This window comes from Oceanobacillus limi (genome assembly GCF_900111445.1).
Lineage (GTDB): Bacteria > Bacillota > Bacilli > Bacillales > Amphibacillaceae > Ornithinibacillus > Ornithinibacillus limi.
The window spans coordinates 69,867-90,598 of sequence record NZ_FOHE01000001.1 but is presented as its reverse complement, the minus strand read 5'-3'; the positions used below and the strand labels follow the sequence as shown (position 1 = coordinate 90,598).

At 34.8% G+C, this 20,732-nt stretch carries 26 protein-coding genes and 1 pseudogene; 7 read left to right on the top strand and 20 right to left on the bottom strand.

What is annotated here, in order from left to right; translation table 11 throughout:
- From BMX40_RS00565 to BMX40_RS00490, 15 genes are all read right to left on the bottom strand, one after another.
- Positions 1 to 204, bottom strand: coding sequence for a hypothetical protein (locus BMX40_RS00565; protein WP_090865730.1), 204 nt, complete (start codon positions 202 to 204; stop codon positions 1 to 3).
- A 546-nt stretch (positions 205 to 750) separates the two neighbouring features.
- Positions 751 to 1,176: a hypothetical protein gene (locus BMX40_RS00555; protein WP_090865726.1), complete on the bottom strand. Its 426-nt coding sequence runs from the start codon at positions 1,174 to 1,176 to the stop codon at positions 751 to 753.
- 173 nt (positions 1,177 to 1,349) lie between these two features.
- Positions 1,350 to 1,787, bottom strand: a complete 438-nt coding sequence (locus BMX40_RS00550) for a GNAT family N-acetyltransferase (protein ID WP_090865724.1) — start codon at positions 1,785 to 1,787, stop codon at positions 1,350 to 1,352.
- A gap of 552 nt (positions 1,788 to 2,339) precedes the next feature.
- The gene (locus BMX40_RS20880) at positions 2,340 to 2,672 is read right to left on the bottom strand and encodes a TIGR04104 family putative zinc finger protein (RefSeq protein ID WP_170840615.1); all 333 of its coding nucleotides are present in this window, start codon (positions 2,670 to 2,672) and stop codon (positions 2,340 to 2,342) included.
- A 172-nt stretch (positions 2,673 to 2,844) separates the two neighbouring features.
- Entirely contained in the window at positions 2,845 to 3,579 is a 735-nt protein-coding gene (locus tag BMX40_RS00540; protein ID WP_170840614.1) for a hypothetical protein, read from the bottom strand.
- A gap of 348 nt (positions 3,580 to 3,927) precedes the next feature.
- The gene (locus BMX40_RS00535; protein WP_170840613.1) at positions 3,928 to 4,293 is read right to left on the bottom strand and encodes a hypothetical protein; all 366 of its coding nucleotides are present in this window, start codon (positions 4,291 to 4,293) and stop codon (positions 3,928 to 3,930) included.
- A 94-nt stretch (positions 4,294 to 4,387) separates the two neighbouring features.
- A complete protein-coding gene (locus BMX40_RS00530) occupies positions 4,388 to 4,747 on the bottom strand; it encodes an ASCH domain-containing protein (protein WP_090865716.1) in 360 nt (119 codons plus the stop codon).
- Positions 4,748 to 4,997: 250 nt separating this feature from the next.
- Positions 4,998 to 5,282, bottom strand: coding sequence for a hypothetical protein (locus tag BMX40_RS00525; protein ID WP_090865714.1), 285 nt, complete (start codon positions 5,280 to 5,282; stop codon positions 4,998 to 5,000).
- A gap of 186 nt (positions 5,283 to 5,468) precedes the next feature.
- Positions 5,469 to 5,894: a hypothetical protein gene (locus tag BMX40_RS00520; protein WP_090865712.1), complete on the bottom strand. Its 426-nt coding sequence runs from the start codon at positions 5,892 to 5,894 to the stop codon at positions 5,469 to 5,471.
- A 676-nt stretch (positions 5,895 to 6,570) separates the two neighbouring features.
- Positions 6,571 to 7,125 carry a hypothetical protein gene (locus BMX40_RS00515; RefSeq protein WP_090865710.1) on the bottom strand — a complete coding sequence of 185 codons (555 nt, stop codon included), beginning with the start codon at positions 7,123 to 7,125 and terminating at the stop codon, positions 6,571 to 6,573.
- A 183-nt stretch (positions 7,126 to 7,308) separates the two neighbouring features.
- Positions 7,309 to 7,713 carry an HIT family protein gene (locus tag BMX40_RS00510; protein WP_090865708.1) on the bottom strand — a complete coding sequence of 135 codons (405 nt, stop codon included), beginning with the start codon at positions 7,711 to 7,713 and terminating at the stop codon, positions 7,309 to 7,311.
- A gap of 65 nt (positions 7,714 to 7,778) precedes the next feature.
- Positions 7,779 to 8,792: a serine hydrolase domain-containing protein gene (locus BMX40_RS00505; RefSeq protein ID WP_090865706.1), complete on the bottom strand. Its 1,014-nt coding sequence runs from the start codon at positions 8,790 to 8,792 to the stop codon at positions 7,779 to 7,781.
- A 257-nt stretch (positions 8,793 to 9,049) separates the two neighbouring features.
- Entirely contained in the window at positions 9,050 to 9,859 is an 810-nt protein-coding gene (locus tag BMX40_RS00500; RefSeq protein ID WP_090865704.1) for an alpha/beta fold hydrolase, read from the bottom strand.
- Between the two features lie 37 nt (positions 9,860 to 9,896).
- Positions 9,897 to 10,853 carry an acetamidase/formamidase family protein gene (locus BMX40_RS00495; protein WP_090865703.1) on the bottom strand — a complete coding sequence of 319 codons (957 nt, stop codon included), beginning with the start codon at positions 10,851 to 10,853 and terminating at the stop codon, positions 9,897 to 9,899.
- Positions 10,853 to 11,899: a F0F1 ATP synthase subunit beta gene (locus BMX40_RS00490; protein ID WP_090865702.1), complete on the bottom strand. Its 1,047-nt coding sequence runs from the start codon at positions 11,897 to 11,899 to the stop codon at positions 10,853 to 10,855. The genes BMX40_RS00495 and BMX40_RS00490 overlap by 1 nt, the downstream gene beginning before the upstream one ends.
- A gap of 220 nt (positions 11,900 to 12,119) precedes the next feature.
- Between BMX40_RS00490 and BMX40_RS00485 the strand changes: the two genes are divergently transcribed.
- The 3 genes from BMX40_RS00485 to BMX40_RS00475 all read left to right on the top strand — a co-directional run bounded on the left by BMX40_RS00485 (position 12,120) and on the right by BMX40_RS00475 (position 14,230).
- Positions 12,120 to 12,653: a sigma-70 family RNA polymerase sigma factor gene (locus BMX40_RS00485; RefSeq protein ID WP_090865700.1), complete on the top strand. Its 534-nt coding sequence runs from the start codon at positions 12,120 to 12,122 to the stop codon at positions 12,651 to 12,653.
- Entirely contained in the window at positions 12,637 to 13,635 is a 999-nt protein-coding gene (locus tag BMX40_RS00480) for an anti-sigma factor (protein ID WP_090865698.1), read from the top strand. The genes BMX40_RS00485 and BMX40_RS00480 overlap by 17 nt, the downstream gene beginning before the upstream one ends.
- 220 nt (positions 13,636 to 13,855) lie before the next feature.
- Positions 13,856 to 14,230, top strand: coding sequence for a VOC family protein (locus BMX40_RS00475; RefSeq protein ID WP_090865696.1), 375 nt, complete (start codon positions 13,856 to 13,858; stop codon positions 14,228 to 14,230).
- 55 nt (positions 14,231 to 14,285) lie between these two features.
- On the opposite strand, the gene BMX40_RS00470 is transcribed toward BMX40_RS00475, so the two are convergent.
- Positions 14,286 to 14,759, bottom strand: a complete 474-nt coding sequence (locus tag BMX40_RS00470; RefSeq protein ID WP_090865694.1) for a hypothetical protein — start codon at positions 14,757 to 14,759, stop codon at positions 14,286 to 14,288.
- Between the two features lie 276 nt (positions 14,760 to 15,035).
- Here BMX40_RS00470 and BMX40_RS00465 point away from each other — a divergent pair, with 276 nt between their 5' ends.
- The 3 genes from BMX40_RS00465 to BMX40_RS00455 all read left to right on the top strand — a co-directional run bounded on the left by BMX40_RS00465 (position 15,036) and on the right by BMX40_RS00455 (position 16,109).
- Positions 15,036 to 15,320, top strand: coding sequence for a hypothetical protein (locus tag BMX40_RS00465; RefSeq protein WP_090865692.1), 285 nt, complete (start codon positions 15,036 to 15,038; stop codon positions 15,318 to 15,320).
- Positions 15,321 to 15,381: 61 nt separating this feature from the next.
- Positions 15,382 to 15,699: a hypothetical protein gene (locus tag BMX40_RS00460; RefSeq protein ID WP_090865690.1), complete on the top strand. Its 318-nt coding sequence runs from the start codon at positions 15,382 to 15,384 to the stop codon at positions 15,697 to 15,699.
- 170 nt (positions 15,700 to 15,869) lie between these two features.
- Positions 15,870 to 16,109: a hypothetical protein gene (locus BMX40_RS00455; RefSeq protein ID WP_090865688.1), complete on the top strand. Its 240-nt coding sequence runs from the start codon at positions 15,870 to 15,872 to the stop codon at positions 16,107 to 16,109.
- Between the two features lie 127 nt (positions 16,110 to 16,236).
- Here the strand turns inward: BMX40_RS00455 and BMX40_RS00450 are convergent, their stop codons facing one another.
- The gene (locus BMX40_RS00450) at positions 16,237 to 16,956 is read right to left on the bottom strand and encodes a DUF4181 domain-containing protein (RefSeq protein ID WP_090865686.1); all 720 of its coding nucleotides are present in this window, start codon (positions 16,954 to 16,956) and stop codon (positions 16,237 to 16,239) included.
- Between the two features lie 240 nt (positions 16,957 to 17,196).
- Here BMX40_RS00450 and BMX40_RS00445 point away from each other — a divergent pair, with 240 nt between their 5' ends.
- Positions 17,197 to 17,643, top strand: a complete 447-nt coding sequence (locus BMX40_RS00445; RefSeq protein ID WP_090865684.1) for a GNAT family N-acetyltransferase — start codon at positions 17,197 to 17,199, stop codon at positions 17,641 to 17,643.
- A gap of 296 nt (positions 17,644 to 17,939) precedes the next feature.
- Here the strand turns inward: BMX40_RS00445 and BMX40_RS00440 are convergent.
- The 3 genes and pseudogenes from BMX40_RS00440 to BMX40_RS00430 form a co-directional block, all read right to left on the bottom strand.
- Positions 17,940 to 18,864 (bottom strand): annotated as a pseudogene (locus tag BMX40_RS00440) (Rpn family recombination-promoting nuclease/putative transposase).
- Between the two features lie 300 nt (positions 18,865 to 19,164).
- Entirely contained in the window at positions 19,165 to 19,833 is a 669-nt protein-coding gene (locus BMX40_RS00435; RefSeq protein ID WP_170840612.1) for a DNA-3-methyladenine glycosylase family protein, read from the bottom strand.
- Between the two features lie 142 nt (positions 19,834 to 19,975).
- Positions 19,976 to 20,728: a hypothetical protein gene (locus BMX40_RS00430; protein ID WP_211753604.1), complete on the bottom strand. Its 753-nt coding sequence runs from the start codon at positions 20,726 to 20,728 to the stop codon at positions 19,976 to 19,978.
- Positions 20,729 to 20,732 lie beyond the last annotated feature (4 nt).

The window sequence follows — 20,732 nt, the reverse complement described above, 5'->3', positions numbered from 1 at the left end:
TTAATCTTCTTTGGATTTAGATATTAAATAATTTAATGGTCCGGCAAAAATCAATCCCGCAGCAGCTATACCTAAGAAAACTGCAGAGTATGATAGCATTTCAATTTCCTTGCCTAAAATATAATCTGTAATTATACGAAAGATAGTAATGATGGTTGGAAATACGAGCGTCCAAAATAACATTATTTTTAAAACCTTTGGCATGCTTTCTCATCCCCTTTTTAAATATTTTCCTGTTAAATAAAACTACTCTTTAGTTGAGAAAAAGATTCTAATCAGAAATATTATCTTGTACAAATCCCAATTCATTTCCATCTAAATCAAGAATTGTAAACTTTCTACTTCCATATGGTGTAGAAAACAACTTCTCTAATTAGTGTTAATCCTTCTTGAATAAACGCACTCCTTAGTTAAAAGATAAATTTTAGTATTTATAAGTTATAATCTATTAATTTAAGTTAGTTAGAATAGGAAGAACAATAAATATAACAACAACAGATTGAATAAAAGTGAGAATAGTATCTTTCTTCCAATTACCTTTATTACCATAACCATGTATCAATCTTTGGAAGAGGAGAAAGACCGCCCACAAAGGGAATATACTTAATATGATTGTGTTAAAATCTTGATAATACAAAATACCCCTCCCATCTATTACTTTCCCGTTTACGACATATTAGCAGAGTTAGTTTGTTCTACGAAAGCACCAAATCGTTCATTACTGAAGTTTCACTTAGATAGGTTAGTTTTCTATTTTGTTATGAATTCGTATGTCCGTTCTTTATCGAATTTAGAAAATAAATTTTGTAAGTGGCTTATTTTATCCGGATTAGTCATTTCATAAACAATATCACTAATTACTGCTGAATACTTACTGAATTCTTTATCACTTTCTTTAACTGTAAATATAAATTCTAAGTTCTCGTTTTCATTTTCAGATAAAAGTACAAGCTCATCTTCTTTCCACTCATAGGTACCCTCTTCATACCCCCTCGTATTTTTCACTAGATTCCCATCTGAAAATTCTAAGGTCATTATCGCGTCAAATTTTTCAGGATTATTAAGTGACGATCTAACACTAACATCAAAAGTTTTTCCAAATAATCCATCGCTATTGTTACAAGCCGATAATAAAAGTACAAATATGAGCAATAGAAAAATAAACCGTTTTTTCATAATGGTAACCCCTTTCCAATTTATTTATTAGTATATACGAGTGAGTGTTGTAAAAAGTTTTATTGAACATAGATGATAAGATTGAATAAGAAACAATTTAGCAAATATCTTCTATTTCCTTATTAAAATATCAATCTTTTGGTTTGCACGGGTTACTAATGAAACAAGACTACTTATAATGAGATACTCATCGTAATTGTTCTGTTTTTAAAGCCCATACTCTCATATATCTTAATTGCTTGATTTCCTTCAAATACGCTTAAACGTACTTCGAGGTATCCTTCTTTTTTTAGTTGTTCTACACCAGCTTTAATCAATTGTTTTGAGATACCTCTACCTCTGTATTCATCTAAAACAAACAATTCATAAATAAATCCAATTGTCTTATTCGAAAACTGGTCTTTACTTCCACCTATAAGAATCCAACCCGTAATAACATTGTTTTCCGTTGATATTAAATAATAACTCCCCTTCCTTAAAAGAGGTTCTACCAGTTGTTTTGCTTTATCAATCGTTGCTTTTGCTTCACCTAAAGTTCCCTCAAATATAGATTGGGGAGAATGTGTTAATATCTTTTCAATTTCTAACTCATTCGGTTTTCTTATGGTCATTTATTTAACACAGCCCTTCCAACAACTTTTTTTGAATACAACTGAAATTCAACACATTTTTATTTATGTAATTTGGCATATCTTCTTCACCGCTTCTGCCACGTCAGTTAAAGAACAAAGTCTCATAAACTCTACATTTATTTTAACATATTCATCACAATCTATTGTAAAATTCAGACGAATAAAAACAAAAATTGACTACCAAATTAGCACACAATTTAATAGTCAATTTCTTATATATTGTAATGTTTGTGGTAGGTAACGAAACCCGTTTGCAAAAAACTTCACCGACATAATACTTACTTCTTCCTATTATCGTTTAATTCTTCACGTATCTTTTTTAACTCCTCGGTCTGCGCAAGGATATTGTTGTTAACTTTCCTTATTGCATCATATATTGCAAATAAAACAGCAAATAGAAATCCAAAAATCAGTAATTCCAATTCGATCCCAGCTTTCTGTTATGTAGTAACTTTTCGCTAAAATGTCTCTATAGTTGAACTAGCCATTCTCCCTATTCCATTAAAGATGAAAAAGAAGAATTCCTTCATTTTACACCTTATAATTAGAATGATATTTGGAGTGAAACTTAAATAGGAAAGGTGTTATTGTAAAGACAAGAGCCATTAAAACCAGCTGTACTAAGATAAATGAGAAAAAGGAAAGAAGCCCATAAATATCGAAACGAAAAAATACCAAATAGGAACTAGTAAATACCGTTACAAACGCAATAAATCCATTTATTATTCTGGATGCTATATTGATAATATGCTCGGTTTCACATTGCCTACAATGCACTATTGTTTTTTTATTAGTTGATTTCCAAACTGATCTATAAATATCTATCCATTTAAATTTTGTATGACATTTCTCGCACTTTTGCAATTGTATCCCCCTAAGTTTTTTTACTTCTTAACCTAACCTTTTTGTTTAATATCAACCATTGATTGCATATCTAGTTTAAATTAATACTATTATCTTTCGGTACATATTATCCCCTCCATTTGAAATTCATATTGCCTACTTCATCTTCAGCAATTCTAGAAAAGAAAATTTATCACATCTTAAAAAGTAGCGCTTTTATAATTGTTTTAGCTAGTGATTCAGTTTCTCTATGGACCCTGACTTTATCTAAAAAAGGAAAATCGCTTGGTGTTACGGTTAATCTCGCGAGCGGTTCCAATTCTCTTTCACAAACCCATTCGTCTCTAATTCCACCTTGTTTAAATAGGTTCTTTGTAAAAAAATATATCGTTCCATTTGTCCAACTGTTTGGAGCAATATTATTCGTTGAAAAATAATAATAACGTTTTTTTCCTTTGTTTGTAGTAACAGATAAGCACATGTTTCTAATTGATCCAATATAGCCTTTTCTGTTTTGAACTGCAAAAAATAATGACCATATTCCGTCAGATGAAGCGAAAACAGCTTTAATAGGCTTACCGTTAAAGAGAGAACTATTTCTTGGCTCAAATTTGTTTATGGAGGAATTATTAGACCCGTGTATTAATACGCCCTTATTCTCAATTACATAATTCAAAAACATATATAATGGGTATCTACTGTTATATGTAAAGATACTACCATCACCTGATGATATATATCTTATGAACATTTTATCAAACTCTTCAATAGCTTGGTCAGGCAATTTCAGTTCTTCTATTTTTAATAATCGGGTTTTATCTAGTATGAACTTTTTAATAGGGTTTAACATACCTGTTTTATTAATAATTCCACCCCTCTTGGAATAAATGTAAATACAGGCTTTATTCTGTAATCCTGCACAATCCATCACTCTGTTAATAACACATTATTTAGATGTTTTATACTCCTTTAAAAAGTAAAAAACTCTTTTTCCACACACCTGCTGCTTTAATGGATCAAGGAGCTTGGTTCGTTAAATGTAAGAATGGTTAAAATTAGCTTCGATAAAGGCAATGATGAGAAGAGTACCTCTTTTCACCTTCCGAAGCTCTCTGTTTAAAGAATGTTTAAGAATTTATATTAAATGAACTAATTGCAATATGAATATACATACTATGTTTTATTCAATATTACTGCTACTTTAGTACAATACGTACTACAAAAATAGCGTTAATCCTTCTTGAATTAACTCCTCCGTTAAACAAAACCCGAATAACTATTGTGAAATTACCTCTATTTTATCAGTTAAAAGTACAGGTGGGTCTGATTCCCCAACATCACTATAATAACCAACTATTCGTTTACCTATTTCTAAGCCCAATTCTTCGTACTTTTCTTGGCTGACATGGTAGAAAACACCATCATTTTCTTGTGCTAGGTTAATCAATTCGTCTCTTGTTTTATCTGAGATATTAATGTTCTCCACACTTGGTAAAGTTAATATGATGTATTTTCCAGTGGAGGTACCCTTCTCAATATTAACAATGATGCCTTCGTGTTTTTCTTCATTGGAACTATTATTCTGTTGACCACAAGCTCCCAAAATAACAACAAGTAAAATTAGAGATAGTACTCTTTTCAAACATGCACCTCCAATCAGTTTCAACAATTTGGATTCTTTCACTAACCTGCTGCGTTAGTAAAAAGCATTCCTGCCATTTTACAGAAACGCACATTCACTTTATTAAGCCTGAATCTAATAATTGAATTGTAATTGCTAATGTACCCCATTCCTTTTCTTTCTCTGGAGTATATATTCTATAAGTTTGTTCTACCATTTCTTCAATTGAACTACCAACAGCATCAAAATCACTTGCAGGAATGGTTTCATACATTTCTTTAAAAGTTGGAAATTCCCTTAATTCAATAACCTCAACAGTTAATGTTTCATCTCTATCTGGAATTTTTGTGAAATTTATAGTATCTCCTACACTTATTTTTCTCCTTTTCCCATCATTCAATCTTACTTCTACTTTCTTTCTTCCTGACTTAATGGAATTAAAAGGTATTTCATAGAGCCCCATATTGTGTTCCATTTTCTCAACTCCCAATTATCTATTTCTTAATAAACAATCCTGCCAGTTGCACAAAAAGCACTGTTCTAATTGAACAATCACACCCATTAATGGAATAAACGGATTTCACAATATTCCTTACTACACCAATAACATGAATAAATATTTCCCTAAATATAAACCATCCGTATGATCATTCATTAAAGCACCCTTCCTATTACACAAACACCTACACAATAATTGCATAGTATATAAATGAAGCACGAAATAGTCATTTCTTATTTTTCATTTCTAAAAGTATTGGTGCGATATTTAGTAAGATAGAAACTATTGTCAAAAACCATAATGCCCTTTCCATACCAGGTACTACATCCAATAAAGCTGCCCAATCTTCCACGTTTACCCACCGAGATACAAGACTGTATTCTGCACAAAGTGTTAATGCTGTAAATGATAATCCCATCGCCATAGCAAGCCTATAATCCTTACCTGCTTTATACATAATAAGATTTACAAAAGTTGCTACTATAGCAATCACGCCTAATATCACCCACATAACGATGCCTCCATATATTTTTATTTATGTCCTGTTATACTATAGTCCAATAAGCGATGCTTAATATCTACACAATTCAATACTAACATAATATTCCAAAAATAGTTTCAGATTTTAAGTAGAATAAAGACGATCCGTTAAGATCGCCTTTTTTAGCTATTGCACCCCATTCTGAAACGACGTTTTTTATTTATTGATGCTTGTAACTCCAAAGGTGAGCCCTTTATCCAGACAATCACTTTCTAAACTCGAAGCATCAACTCCCCCACCACCACCTTCTACCGTATCTCCTTCAAGAAAGGTTCCATGGTTTGGAATTTTAACACCATGTAGGTTCGTTTCTGTATATGCAGTAGTACCCTTTGGCCAAATGGGTACCATAATTTTGTTTAAATCATTTTTGATGGTGCTCTTAATATACAAACATTTCGTTTCCGTATCGTATTCGAGTACACCTCTAAGTTCTGCATCCATACCTCCTTCTAGATCGTGAGTTAAAACAATTGGATCTCCATCGGAAATTTTAAAAACCTCATTCTCTTCATCTCCACTACAACCGACTATAACAAGTAAACAAATAAGTATAAGCCCATTACCGATTATCCGATACACTGTATGACCCCATTTCAGTATAGGTTTATTTATCCCGCAAAATGGCCGATTGTGGAATGAAAGTTAACCAACAACCTTCCACTAAACTAGCTTTTTCGTATAATAAGTTCAATAATAATAACGTTAATCCTCTTGAATTAACGCCCCTAAAGTTTTTATCATGTACCCCTTCTCAATTCTTTATCATTTTCGGTTATTAAGAAAGAATAGTAATAAAAAAAAACATAACTTGTTTTAATATATGTTCATATGAATTCATGTATAAGGTTTATTTAGTTTTCACCTGGAAAAAGGATAGCAAGGATAACAACATCATTCTTAATAATTTTAGGTGAACAAATAACTTCGATCATACATTACATAAAGTCCTTCTTGGACATAGAATTTAATAATTCTGAGGTTGTCATGCCACGGTTATTTTCATACTGCTCCTGACTTTCCTTTAACATACGTTTAAGTTCAGGATTTTCTTCCGCTTCAAACTGTATGGATTTTTCTTCATCTTCTTCTTGTAAAACAAGTGTAAATTTTCCTGGACAGTTTTGGATAATTCCCTAATAGCCTAATTTTACATATATAAATGTTTATAATTACTAATACAGCATTACATTACGTATAACAATTTCCTCTTTCCCAAAAGCCACCGATATTTTAACAAACCTACATATCTATTAAGTTATTCTGGAAGCGTTGAAAATAATAATTCACCTGTTTTAGAAAAACCTCTTATGTTAATTGGCGTATTTACCTGTCCTTTTACCCTCTTAAAGAAAAAAAGCCCTCCATTAGAAGTTAGTAATGGTACATCTTCATGAACATCTTCCTTCGTTTCCACTGTAATGGTATTTATCTTCGAATTTATTACTTGCCCGAAATAGTAGGATGTCTCTGTTTCCTTATCTACTTCTGCACTCCACGTAATATCATCATCTATATCAGGTGGAGTGTAAGTGGAAGCCAACGTACTTTCATTCCCACTCTCGTCTCTAATTTCCCAAGAGCCAAGCCAATTCTGCCTTAATTGTCCAATCATGATGGAATTTTGATTTTTAAAGATCGTTAACCAGTCGCCATTAATTTTACTTATATAATACACATCCTCCGTTCGTGGAGACCAATCCTTCGTAGCATGAAATACATCTTCCTTCGTTGGTTCTTGTTTATGATTGTAAATGATGAAAGCAGCAAAACCGATAACAATGATACATATGCCAATTACAAATTTCTTCATACTACTCCCCTCTCGCTTTAAGATGTTTTATCTAACCGTTATGGAATATGCTTCTAGTTCTTTTTTTAACTTAGAAAAGTTATCGAAGGATAGCCAGTCATTTCTTAGCTTAACAGGTTTCCATTACGATGCTCCTCGTATATAAAAATTAAACCCTCCACTAACCAACTTCAAAGTTAAAACTCAATTACTTCCCCTCTGATTTTCTTTTCCTTTAAACAGATAGCGAATGCCTTTACCTGCAAGTGGTTCATCTTCATATCTTGGTATAACATGAAAATGAGCATGAAAAATATGCTGTCCAGCGACTTCACCGCAGTTCCAACCCAGATTATATCCGTGAGGTTCGTGTTCTTCATCTATGTATTGTTTCACTTGCTGAAGTAGCTTGTACGTTGCTTCCCATTCTATCTGCGTTAAATCGAAAGCTGTTTCTCTATGCTTCTTAGGAACAATTAACCCTGCACCTTCAAGTGTGCTACCTTTTAGTTGTGATTGTTCTAATTGTAAAAAGAGACAATGCTCATTACTTAAAATAACGCTTTGATTTGGTTCTAAATCTGGATTACAAAACACACAATTTTCCATTCTATTCCCCCTCAACTTTAAACTTTCTTCTACTAAATCCCCGTCTTCCACTTTCAAGATAACCGTTACCGATCTACATGTTTTATCATTTTTAACATCATTTTAGCTGCGACACTTTGCCCGTAGAACTGATTGGTTGTACCCGTAAAATATAGGTCTGTCTTTGGATGATAAAATGCAAATGCACCTGTCTGTCCCCAATGTCCAATCAATCCATTTTTTAATTCTTTGATAGATATAGGTTGATTTGCGATCCCGACACCATAAAAGAATAATCCTGGACCAAAAAGAAGTTTCCAATCGTACAACTCATTCAAATATTCTTTCGGAAAGAAATGACCATTCATAAATGCCTTTAGAAAAATCATCGAGTCTTTTGCAGTCGATACAATTCCTCCTTCAGGTCCAATGGATGCCATATAGTTCGGTAAATAAATTTTCCTGTCTTTGTAATTGATAGGAGCTGGCCGATCATCATTTACATTTTCGTATAAATACGTATCCTCTAATTTTAATTCCTCAAAAACGTACTCCTTAAAAACTGTATGGATGTCTTTTTTCGTTATCACTTCAATAATTTTTCCTAATAGCTGATAGTTTGTATCCGAATATTGCACCCTTTTTCCTGGAGCAAACTTGGGCTTTTTTTGTTTCGCGTACGTGATTGCCCGTTCAAAGCCCCAGCTTTGATCATTTCCTGCTGTTAAGTCCTTCACTGCTTCAGAAGAAAAATAATCTGGTATTCCTGATGTATTGGCCATTAAATGGTGGATTGTTATTTCTCTGGAATAATCTTTTCCCTTGAATACGTGGAGTTCATGGAGGATATCATCTGAGAGGTATTGCAAGATGTTATCTTGGAGATGGATACGATTTTCGGATCTCAACTTAAGTAAAACAGCAGTAACATAAATCTTTGTGACGCTTGCGATGAAATAAGGTTGGTCAGCTCTTAAATTCCCCGCTCCCTTTAGCATTGATATCGAATTGTCTCCACTTTCTACATATAATACGGCACCAAATATATTCTTCTTTGATAAAGCATCTGTTACTAACTTATCAAAAAGTAATTTATCCATTGTTCTTCCCCTTTGTTTGATTCATTTTCTTCTCCTCCATATATAGTAACACAATATTCCGATAATTTATCATGAAATTTACACGCTTCATGTTGATGTATATAAAACCCCCGCCCCCAAAGTCCACTTAAATCTTTGGGGGTAGTCATCACGTGGTGTTACCTATTCTCGAAGGAGTTCATGAACCTTCTCACAAACTTGAAAAAATTCTATTTCTAACCTTCTGTTTAACCAACCCTCTGCGCAGCACTCCCCCGTCATTGTTTCTTATTTACAAAACTTTCGATAGTCTTGGTAAATAAATCAGGTTCACTGATGTTAATCATATGAGCAGAGTTAGCAAAAGCTAGCTTCCTGCTATTCTTTATGGAATGCTCTAAAACGTTAGCAAAGTTTTGATAGTCTTCAAAGTCAGATCTCCCAAAAAGAATAAGCGTAGGAACACTGACTTCCTCTATCCGTTCTGCTATATTTTTCATAAATATAGGATTGGATTTTATTCTAGGTTTGTTTAGATTATCGATTGTCACCGTTCGATAAAGGGTATGATCTTCATCTGTAATTTCCACTGGAGACGAAATTCCGTTTAGCCATATTTTTTCCGATATGGTTGCACACTTTTCAATTTCGCCATTTTGAAATGCTCCAAACATTTCTCCTCTAGCTTCTTTTAATTCCTGAGACACATCACGGTTTAAATTCAAGGAACACAACGTTAAGCTTTTAACGAATTCTGGGTATGTGATCGTAAATTCTAATGCGACAATTGCACCAAAAGATAGACCAACTATGTGAGCGTTTTCAATATTGAGATGTTCGAATATCCCTTTTAAATCATCCGAATTGGAAAAGGGGTCCTCCGTAATCATTGTTTTTCCGAAACCTCGTAAATCGACTCGAATTACTTTGTTCGTCTTTGATAAAGTTTCAAATTGGTGATCCCACATTCTTGAATCTAAAAATAACCCATGTAATAGAATAATAGCTTCCCCTTCACCAGCTACTTCATAATAAATTTCACCTCCATTAACAGTTGCATAATCCCTTGAAATATATCCCTTTGCCATAATAAACCTCTCCTTTTTTAATTTTTATCGACCAATATCAGCGAATCGAATCAAAGGGCAAAACGGCATGGACGCCTTTCACCGTATTTACAATTTGGGTAATTCGCAGATCAACCACTAAGGAGGCTAAAGCATAAGCTTCCGTACGTTCGATGTTATACAGCGAAGAAATGAAATGAACCATCTCATTTAACGCGATCCACATCGCTTCTTCAAGATTTTCATGAAACCCCATTGTGATCCAACCCGTATTCGTTTTGGCTCTAGGCATCGTTAACTCCATGTCATCGATGATGTTAAACGTAAAATTAACTTCCTTCATGGGACATTCTAGTCCAGGCCCACTCACTTCCCCATCTCCCTGAACAGCATGGCCGTCTCCTGTTGAAAATAAGCAACCTTTAACAGGTATTGGAAAATAGACTTTACTCCCAGCCTGTAATTCCTTGCAATCGATATTCCCACCCCAAGGTCTAGGAACAATCGTGGAATGGTTACCTGCAATGGGAGGAGGCATCCCCATGATTCCCATGAACGGATTCACCTTGAGATTGTAGCTAAAATTATGAAACTGACTGAAAGCTACATTATTCTCGTAATCGATTGCAAAATCTAACATGACTTCAGGTTCTTGTTCAAGAGCCATTTTTTCATTCCAATAACTTTTAAAACCACCGGCTGAAGTCCACCCCCATGTACCTGGAACAATGTTGTTAATGGTGATTTCTAATACTTGCCCCGGTTTTGCACCATTGATATAGACAGGGCCAACTAAAGCATGACCAAAATGCTCTGGCCGTCTATGCGGTTTGATATTCGTGAACTTTGGTCTTGTTTTTCCTAAAGCAGGACGTTTCTCTATCCCCCATGCAGAATCTAACGTCTCAAAAACAACCGTATCACCAGATTCAATTTCTATTACAGGATCTAAATCCTTACTAAAAAAACCATGTAATGTATCGGTGGTTGGAGCAAGGTTATAGTGTTTAGCCATTAAATCCCCCCTCGATACATCAACTCATCTACCGCAAGCTGATCCGCTTTTCCATCCATAATAGACTGAACATCCTTAATGGTATCCTGTAAGCTCACCCACACCCCTGTTTTTTTAGTGAAGGGTTCTGTTATATAAAATGGTTGGGTAAAAAATGCTTCCAGTCGTAAGCCACGGTGATAAGTCACTCTGTCTCTATCCGCTAATTTGGTTTCACCAAAACGATCCACAAGAAAAGCTAATTCTCGGTAACGTCTTAGCAGTTTTTTTGCAGCACGTATACTGTTTACATGGCTCGCCTCTAGGTATTCATTTTCTAACAATGTGGATGTGGAGTTAACTGGATTAATGGCTGGGAACATATTTCTTGTTGCTAAGTCCATATCAAAAGACCAAAGCGATTCCAATGGACCATAAAGTGAATCATCATCTACTGCTTGCCCCGTTGTATCAACGATGAGATAAGTAATTGGATCGTCTACCTCATTATTCATTCGTTCCTTAAATTCATTGAGGTCCCCAGATAGTAAAATCGATCGGTCGACGCCAATTAGAATATCCTGCTCAGCATTTACAGTCTCTATTTGCCGCAAGATATCATCTACATTCGAGCAAAAACAATCCGCATTCGAAGTGGCATCATCAATCCCTTGAATTGCTTCATTGGGCATAAATAGGATTGTATAAAAGTTCAGCCTTCTCATTCGATAAAAGAGTTCTGCTAATAAAACGAGTTGTCCCATCCCCGGTTGTGCGACTAAGCCGGCTGTTCCCCCTCGAACAAATGGAGCGAATAAATCAATGGTCTTGATTCCTGTTTCAATTTTTTCGGTTTCGTCTTCAAAGATGAGTAATTCGTCCAATGTGCAGTCTGCTATTTTGGATAAAGCAACTAACGTTCTAACCTCAGCTCGACCGATCGGAATCTTTCCAGTTGTTAGATTGGAAACCGTGGCAGGCCGTAATCCCTCATTTTTAGCAGCAACCGTTAAATTCGGGACTCGTTTTTTCAATAAATGCGTATTTAATTTGAATGAACGATCCATAAGCTAACCTCCTCCTTTACAACCATCATATATTAATTTACTTTATAAAACAATAATAATTACGTTATAAAGAAAAAATAATTCAAAAAAGAAATTACGATCATTCAAATTCATTTCAAACGTAATTTTTGCAAAAACGCTCTATGAAAAATTCAAAAAGTACTGTAACATTTTTATCGGTTAAACGTGTATGTAATAGGAATGTAAAGAGGAGGGTCCGATGCGAAATCAACTAAAATTAGACAATCTATATAGACAATACGCAAAGACCCTTTACTTTTATCTGTTGAAGTTAAGTGGTTCAGCGCATCTTGCAGAGGATTTGACTCAAGAAACGTTCGTTCGTGCAACGATCCATCTTCATGAATATGAGGGAGAAGAAGCACGGGCTTGGCTTTTTAAAGTAGCGCGAAATGCGTATTTAGATGAATGGCGAAAGCAGAAACGACGGAAGGCTATTCCTCTTCTATCACTTGTTTCGTCGAAGAAAGAAATGATTAGTCCGTACGGGATTCCTGAAGACTCTCTAATAACGCAAGAAACGCATCAACAACTTGAAGATCTGTTGGGCTATTTACCAGAACAATACCGGTCTATTATCTATTTGCGGGAGTATCAGGAATTTAGCTATAAAGAAATAATGGAGGCGTTACAGCTAACGGAAGAACAAGTAAAAGTGACGATCCATCGAGCGAGGAAACGCTTAGCAGCCCTCGCCAAAAAGAAAGGGTGGGAGTATGACAGAATGGAATAAAGACCTAGAAAAACGAATCTTAAAGAAATCAAAGTTCAGCCTAACATTACGGATTTTACGAATATTGGTAGCAGTCCTATTCATTTATGGAGTGTATATGATGGTAACGAATATTATTTCGGATAAACTTGCCATTGGTAACGAAAACATGTATTATTCAAGTCTTGCACTTGAGTGGACGGTTCCCAATGTTCGAGGCGATTTTGATATCAAAGAAGAAGATTTATCTGCATTCGGAACAAAAAGTTTGTCCTTTGATTTACTGAAAAAGGTAGGGAAAGAGGATCTTGTTATTGGGGAGGCACAAGTTACCAAGAAACTTTCTAATAGACTGTCCAATATTCAGTATTCCCATCCTGGTCTACAACAATTAAGTGAATTTTCCTTTTCACTTCCTAAAGACCCACGTTCCGACAAAAAGCTAGAAGCCAATACTTCCCCAAATGTTTGGGAAACATTAGAAATGCTGCCTGAAGGAACGGTTGGCGAGTTAGCTTTTTCAACGACAGATTTTATGGAAGCTGAACAATTAGTAAAAGCGCTACGTTCGTACGACCTCGTTGTGTTATGGATGCCTTTGTATACGGGAGAATTTATCAATTATGATCCGTCCGGTTGGGGTGGTAGTAACAACTTAATCATGCTATCCGATGTCATTGGTTTAACAGGCGGTATGGACCATGATGAAAATTATCATCAATCCCTACGGATAAATTGGTTAGACGAAGGTTCGTTAGAGGAAAGCAAGCAATTAATGATTAAAAATATAGAAGAACTACTGGAAAAGCCTGAAAGCTATTATCAAGATTTCTTGCGCCTCGGACATTTAGAGGAAAAATATCAATACATCAAAGACGAAGGTTTCACTGTATATGGCGCTGTTGTAACAGGGCCTGCAAAAGAATTGTTAAAACTACAAGATGCTACCTTCGTTCAAGGAGAGCAATTGGGCGAAGTGGAGTTGTGGAATTGGGAGGAATAAAATAAGAGTGCTAGTGTAAAACAGAACACTTGGATAAAATTCCAAGTGTTCTGTTTGTTAATTGGTAATGTGGTTATCAATCGTGCAACGTAGCACTGACCTAGTTAATTGATTCGCTCTCTCTTCCGTGTTAGTTCAAGAAGGAATTACTTCTTGCTTGTCGAATGTATTATAATGCTGTTATTTCCGATTCAGTCATCTAACAAAGGAGATGTATCTATTGAGTAAATCATTCATTGACAAAGTACACTATATTCGAATTCCTGTAAAGGACTTAGATCAGTCTGCGACATGGTACAAAGATGTATTAGGTCTTCAATTGGTAACCATTACAGAGGATCCATTCGCAATTATGAAAATAAACGAAGGACATTTTTTACTTATCTTAGTTCCTACGCCGGATGAAACATTTGCACATTTTACAATCAACAACGAACCAGCCTTCAGCATTGGCTTCACAAGTCCAGAGCTATCTAAATTTCACCAACACCTTAAGAATAATGGGGTTGAGGTGGAGGAATTTAAAGAAGATAATGGGCATGCCTATTTCCACTTTTATGATCCAAATGGCAATAAACTTCAAGTACACTGGTAAGCGTCAAGAAAAAATGGGGAATAATTTTTAGGGTAAAGCGATGGTTACATATGATTCAAGAACGCTCGACAATATTCCCCTTTTCCAATAGATACTGCAAGCCATACAATATGTACGCTTTATAATGAAAGTACACAAAGAATTGGAAATGATTCATCCGATCTAAACTAAATATCTTAAATTTTTTTAGCAAATTAACGACGACAAAGGAAAATAAACCATTTGCAATTACATTCAGCAAAACATATCTTTTTAAGTTTCCATAGGAAAATTTAAGGATCCACAAAGAAAGCGGCATGTAAGGCCCAATATCAAATGGGAGTTCATCCCTAATAAATGACTTCCGCTTATCAAAAAACTTCCACCACTTTTTCTGGTGACCATAAAGATGGTTTATGATTTCAAATACAACGATAATAACGCATGCTAAGGAGTAGCGTTTAATATTCCGTTTCCCTACAAATAGTACTGTTAACCATGGAAGGATTATGATCACTAGGTTATATAGTACGTGTCTCTTTGTTGCCATCCATACATTCATCTCCTTCAGATTATTTCGTTCTTTTTATCGTATCCAATTACTGATAAAAAACACGTATCTATTTCATATTAGAAGTGAATATATCTAGTTATTTTTGAAAAGCAATGATAATTTTTTTATTCCAAAATCCTATTTTCTCTATCACGAAATGGGTTTCTATCTTCCTTCTATCAAATATAGTGTATTGACATGAGCCATATAACGTTGCAATAAAACCAAGTTTGAATATAGTGATACCAACTAACATAGAGAGGGGGAAGAAATATGGGTAGACGGAGAAATAATTGGGATGTTTATAACGAAAATTCCTTGAGATCTGATACGGATTCTAGAGCGAAAGTAGATTTTGACAGTGACATCGAATTAGACAATGACAACGATAATGATAACGAGAACGACTTAAAGAATAAGAATCGTAATACCAATATTGCAAGAGTCATTAATAGTGGAAATGCTAAAGTAGATATTGAGGTTGATTCCGCTTCAAGATCAAAAGTTCGTTCGGAATCAGAGGCAGATGCAGATCAAGACGTAGAAATTGAGGACTAGAATTAAAGTGGGATACGCTCCCACTTTAATTTTACCTTATAGGCATTGGAGGTAAATAACAATGGGAAACGTAAAAAAACGGCGCGCTGCTAATGAGGAGAAAACGAATCTATTAACTGCAGATACAATAGAAAATACATCCCTCATCCGTCAAAGTGGCAATTCAGACGTAGATGTGCAAGTAAAAGTTGATACAACACCAATTGCATTCGCTATGTTATGCTCCCTTCTAGCATCTAAACAACTATCGCAGTCTGAATTTGATTCCGCTGTTCGGAAATTAAAACGGTTATCTACGAATAGTGGTTCTAAAAATGGAAATAAAACTACAAAGAAGAAGGATAGCCATCGAGACAAATCAAGAAGGAGAAGGTGGTAAGATTTTAAACTTTCTCCTTTCTGCTAAGCATCTATTTCGGAGTAATTCTACCAGAATAAAGGACAAGCAATCATTTTCTGTATGCTTCCAATTCTATCTTCCAGTTAAAAACTTATCTTTTCAAGCTGTCTTCCTTCAGTTATACTATTCACAAGGAGGTGACTCATAAAATGGAACAAGAAACGATGTTGAAAGAAATATTACATGCGTTAAATACTCATGCTGAACAAATGAACACCAAATTTGAGCAACTCGAAAAAAAGTTTGACCAAAAATTTGATCAATTAGAGAAGAAAGTAGACGGAATACGAATGGATTTAACGGACACACAAAAAACCACCAATTTTCTATTAGGTAAAGTAGCTCAACATGATGACAAACTTCTACAGCTTGCCGAAAAGCAACAATAAATTTCCTCAAGTGTTGCAACTTCCCAAATAAATGAAAAAAACACCTCCATACATAATCTACTGAGATGGAGGTGTTTTTATTCAAGCCGGGTGTAAGCGGAAGCGATCCCCTTTGCCAATCACTCATTTAATCTAGGTTTTCCCAATCAATGTCACTTTCTTCTAGCATTCTATAAAGATTATTTTCACCCACAACTTTATAATCTTCAAAATCAATGGTCAGATAATCTTCGTAGATTCGGATGAAATAATAATCACTGTTCCTAATTGTTAAATCATAGGATCCATCTTGCTTCTCAAAGTCAAACAAATTATTTCGAAATTCTACCTTTGACAGTTCTGATAAGATGGTATCTATTGTCTGCTTATCTTCAATCGTGCCACGGTGATAGTGGATTTCTTCTCCGTCCCATACGTCCATTACCATTTCCAACCGTTCGATTTCGTCTGGATTAATCTGAGTAACGTCATCAATCGTTTTTATTGGAAGGGTAAAAAAGAGAAATCCAACTAAAATAACAAAAGATGATATCATCCAGACAAAATTTATCAAATACTCTTTATCTTCTCGTTCATATTTATACTTCATGAAAGCACTAAATCCATGTTGAATCATAAGAAGTGCAATTGCGATGAAGAGATAGACCTCCGTATAAGAAAAAACAAATGCTCCAACTACACTAAAGATAATAAGAAGCGTAAGAATACGATTTCCCCATTTATGGGTATTGGTAAATGGCGGATACTGATGATCCGTGACATAGGTGTATTTTTCCTTTATATAATATGCAACGATAGCAGCAATTAGGTTAACAACTACAATAAAAAGAATTAAAAAGTTGAGCATTTAAAAACTCCTTTGGAATGGATGTGATTTTGGGACAGGGGGACAGGTTTGTTGTCCCAATATCGACTGTTGTTTTACAACTATTCTATATTTTTTAGAGGATTCAATGAAACAAAAAACAGATTAGTATATAATTAACATGTAATTTAGTTAAGGTCAATACGTTCAGTTAAGTAGTAATAGTTAGAGACTATGCATTACTAAACTTATGTTGTATAAATAGGGGGGGGAATTCATATCATGCAAACAGTTTACATTCAAAAAGAACACGTTGAGGGATTAAAAGCTTTATTCCTAGATGTGTTTTCAAATGAACCATGGTTTGATAAATGGGAAGATGATCAGCAACTAGACTTGTACATACGTGATTTAATCGATAACCAAAATTCATTGTCGTTAATTTTAGTCGATGACGAGGGAAGCATAGTCGGTGGATCCCTGGGCTATGTATTTCACTGGTGGGAAGGAAAAGAGTATTTTATTAAAGAGCTATTCATTTCGAGGAATAAACAAAACCAAGGATTAGGTAAGTTGTTCCTGGAACAAATCTATGACATCTTAGCAACGGAAAATATAAAGCATATTACATTAATGACGGAACGAGATGTTCCTGCGTATTCCTTTTACCAAAAGAATGGATTTACTGAATTAGAGGATTCGGTTTATTTTGTGAGAAAAGTGAAGTGAAATTGAAAGGGACAAGGGGACAAAAGGGACAAGGGGACAGGCTCCTTGTCCCAAGATTAGCTAGTAACTTTCAGAAATATAATTGCCATAATTTAACTGGGTCAGACAACCTGTCCCCATGTCCCTACTTTATTAAAACGTCATTTTCTTTCTACTTAATACATTTCACAATATCTAAAGACTTCTAGAACTAAAATGAAAAAAGAGTGCATAGTATATTTAATAATTTGCACTCCTAAATATATAGTATTAGTTGGCCACTCAATGAAAAACTATCCCTTAAATATTCCAAGCTATTATCGTTGAGCCTTTACCTTTTGAATTTCTTCTTCATCTAGCCCAGTTACTTCTGAAACCACTTCTTCCGAAAAGCCCTTTTCCAGCATGGTCCGAGCTATATCTCTTTTAGCGATCAGCTCACCTTCTAGTTTTCCAACCAATTTTCCTTCTTTTTTTCCTTCTCTCCGCCCTTTTTCCTCATACGATATTGGGAGTTCTAATATTTTATCTGCTTCGTCCAGTTGTTTAATCTTTTCCATTAATTGTTCCTCCTCCTTCTCATTTAATTTGAGATAGCTCTCGAAGAAACCTTGAATTAGTCTAGCTTTAGCTGGATTGAGCTCCAGCTTTGTCATCATACGAAGAAATTCTAATTTAACTTGGACCCTTTCCTCCTTCGAAAACCCCATTTTACTTAATAATGCGGCAGCGATTGGGTTATTTGACTCGATGTATGCTCGCCAATTCTTTTTTCTAAGTTCTAACTTCAGAAAATGAAAAGTCAATACATGAAAGAAGGGAAACCCCATTCTATACTCATCAGGTTCTATTCGATTTTCATCATAGCTAAAGACCGCAATGGGTAATATTGGTTTTCTATATTTATTATACAAAAGACTGAAATATTGATACATTCGTTCATTGAATTTTGGGCTATTTTGGTAATAACTTTGAGGTTCGACATGAATAATTTAACACCGTATCTTGACCTTTTAATTTAGTTTCTACGACAATATCTGCCTTTCTACTTTCACCTTCCAGTAGGTCTGTAAACATTTCTTCTGATAGTGGTTTCATAGATTTGAAGTCAATATGATGATGAACTTGTGGGAAAAATGCTTCGAGAAATTCTTCAAAAAAGTGGTGAATCAACACCTTAAACAATTGATCGTGATGGAGATAATGAGATGTTTCTTCTCTTATAATAGTAGCTATAGACATGGTTACACTTCCTCTGAATATAATGAGGATATAGGTGGGAGTAATTCTATTCATATTATAACAACACCACACAAAAAGAACAAGCGTTCCTTTTGTGAAAATATTCCAGTTAAGGTTCTTCTCCTAGCTCACCTAACCCTCAAATATCATCTTTTGACGAAAAACAGACTATTGGAGCGTGAGAAAGTAATGGTAAAGGTAGGGACAAGGGGACAGGCTCCTTGTCCCAAGATTAGCTAGTAACCTCTAGAAATATAATTACCATACTTTAACTGGGTCAGTAAACCTGTCCCCCTGTCCCTACGTCCCCGTCAATTCAGATATATTCTCATAATCATGAATGTAATTTCTTGTTACGACTTCCCATAGATAAATAGAGGGAATCGTTCGATATGGCTTCCAATGCTCACTTTTTTCTTTAAGCTTCTCCAAACCAGCTTGATTGGATTCCAACTGGTACAACCATTTGGCCCCTCGTTGCAGCCCAATATCTTTTAATGCTAATACATCTTTTCTTCCAAGTGAAAATAATAGAAACATCTCTGCCGTCCACTCGCCAATACCTTTAATCGAGGTTAATATATCCAATACTTCCTGATCTTCTTTCTGGGAAAGCTCCTCAAGAATAAGCTCCTCCCGTAAAATCTTGTCTGTCAAATCCCTAATATAGGAAACCTTTCTTTCTGAGATACCTATTTCCCTTAACGCATCATTTGACAGTTGTGCTACTGAATTTGGCGTAACATCCTGCGCACCAAGCAAATTGACAAGCCTAAAATGAATGATATCGGCGACCTTCACCGACAATAGCTGACCATTGATGGATCGAATTAATGACTCGTAAAAATTCTCTCTTAAAGGAAATTCTATGTCTCCAATATGGGTAATAAGAGATTTTATTCTCTCATCTGTATTCATAATCTGATTTACCATGGGACTGTCAACGCTAATAAATAATTTATTTGACATTGGTTGGACCTCCATTTCATTTGGGGTTCACTCATGTAAGGGCAACGCTACCTCTTCATCTTTAAAATCCTATTTTCACCTTAGTAAAATAGCCACCCTATTACAAGGTGGCTAAAGTTCTTTACAATTTGGCAAGAGAGTCTCACTTATAAACACTAGACAAATACCGTTCATGATCGTTCGTAATTCCTTTCAACGAATTACTGTTATGTGATAGTTGTTCAAATTCCTTCACCCAATCAACACTGGATTGCTTATATCGTTTCATTTCAATATTACGCAATTCAGTTAGTGCTTCGGCTATGTCATCAAACTTCTTCAACCATTCTTCTAAGAAGGAATACAATTCTTTGGAGAAATCTAAATTGTATTTGTATTTTAATCGGAAAGCTCGAGCAATATTTAACTCTGGAAACGGGTTATCTTCTAATACAATATCTAGCATACTTTTATTCATTGCCTTTGAAAAATCCTCATCATATAGCAGACAGTTATTCAAATTATAAAATAAAGCATCGACATTCAAAAATACTGTCTTTCTTAAATCAGAAATATCACCAAATACAATTTTTCTTTCCTTAAAAGCCCACGTTTCATCTATTCGCCAAATATCAAATTTCAAACCGTCCAAGTAGATCTTTAGCCCACCAAATTTATTCTTCGTATAAGGGAGCTCAAACGTTTCAACTAAGTTGCTTATATCTTTATTTGTATTAATAACAAAATCAAAATCCCTCGGAACCTCATTATATTCGTGATCTAAATATTCCCTTACACTACCACCAAATAATATTAAGTCCCCTTCTGCTTCTAATGTTTTAATGAATGACATTGCTTGAGGACGGCTAGATAACAATCGAAATAAAGACTCTTTGATTTTCGGATTATATTTCAATGAA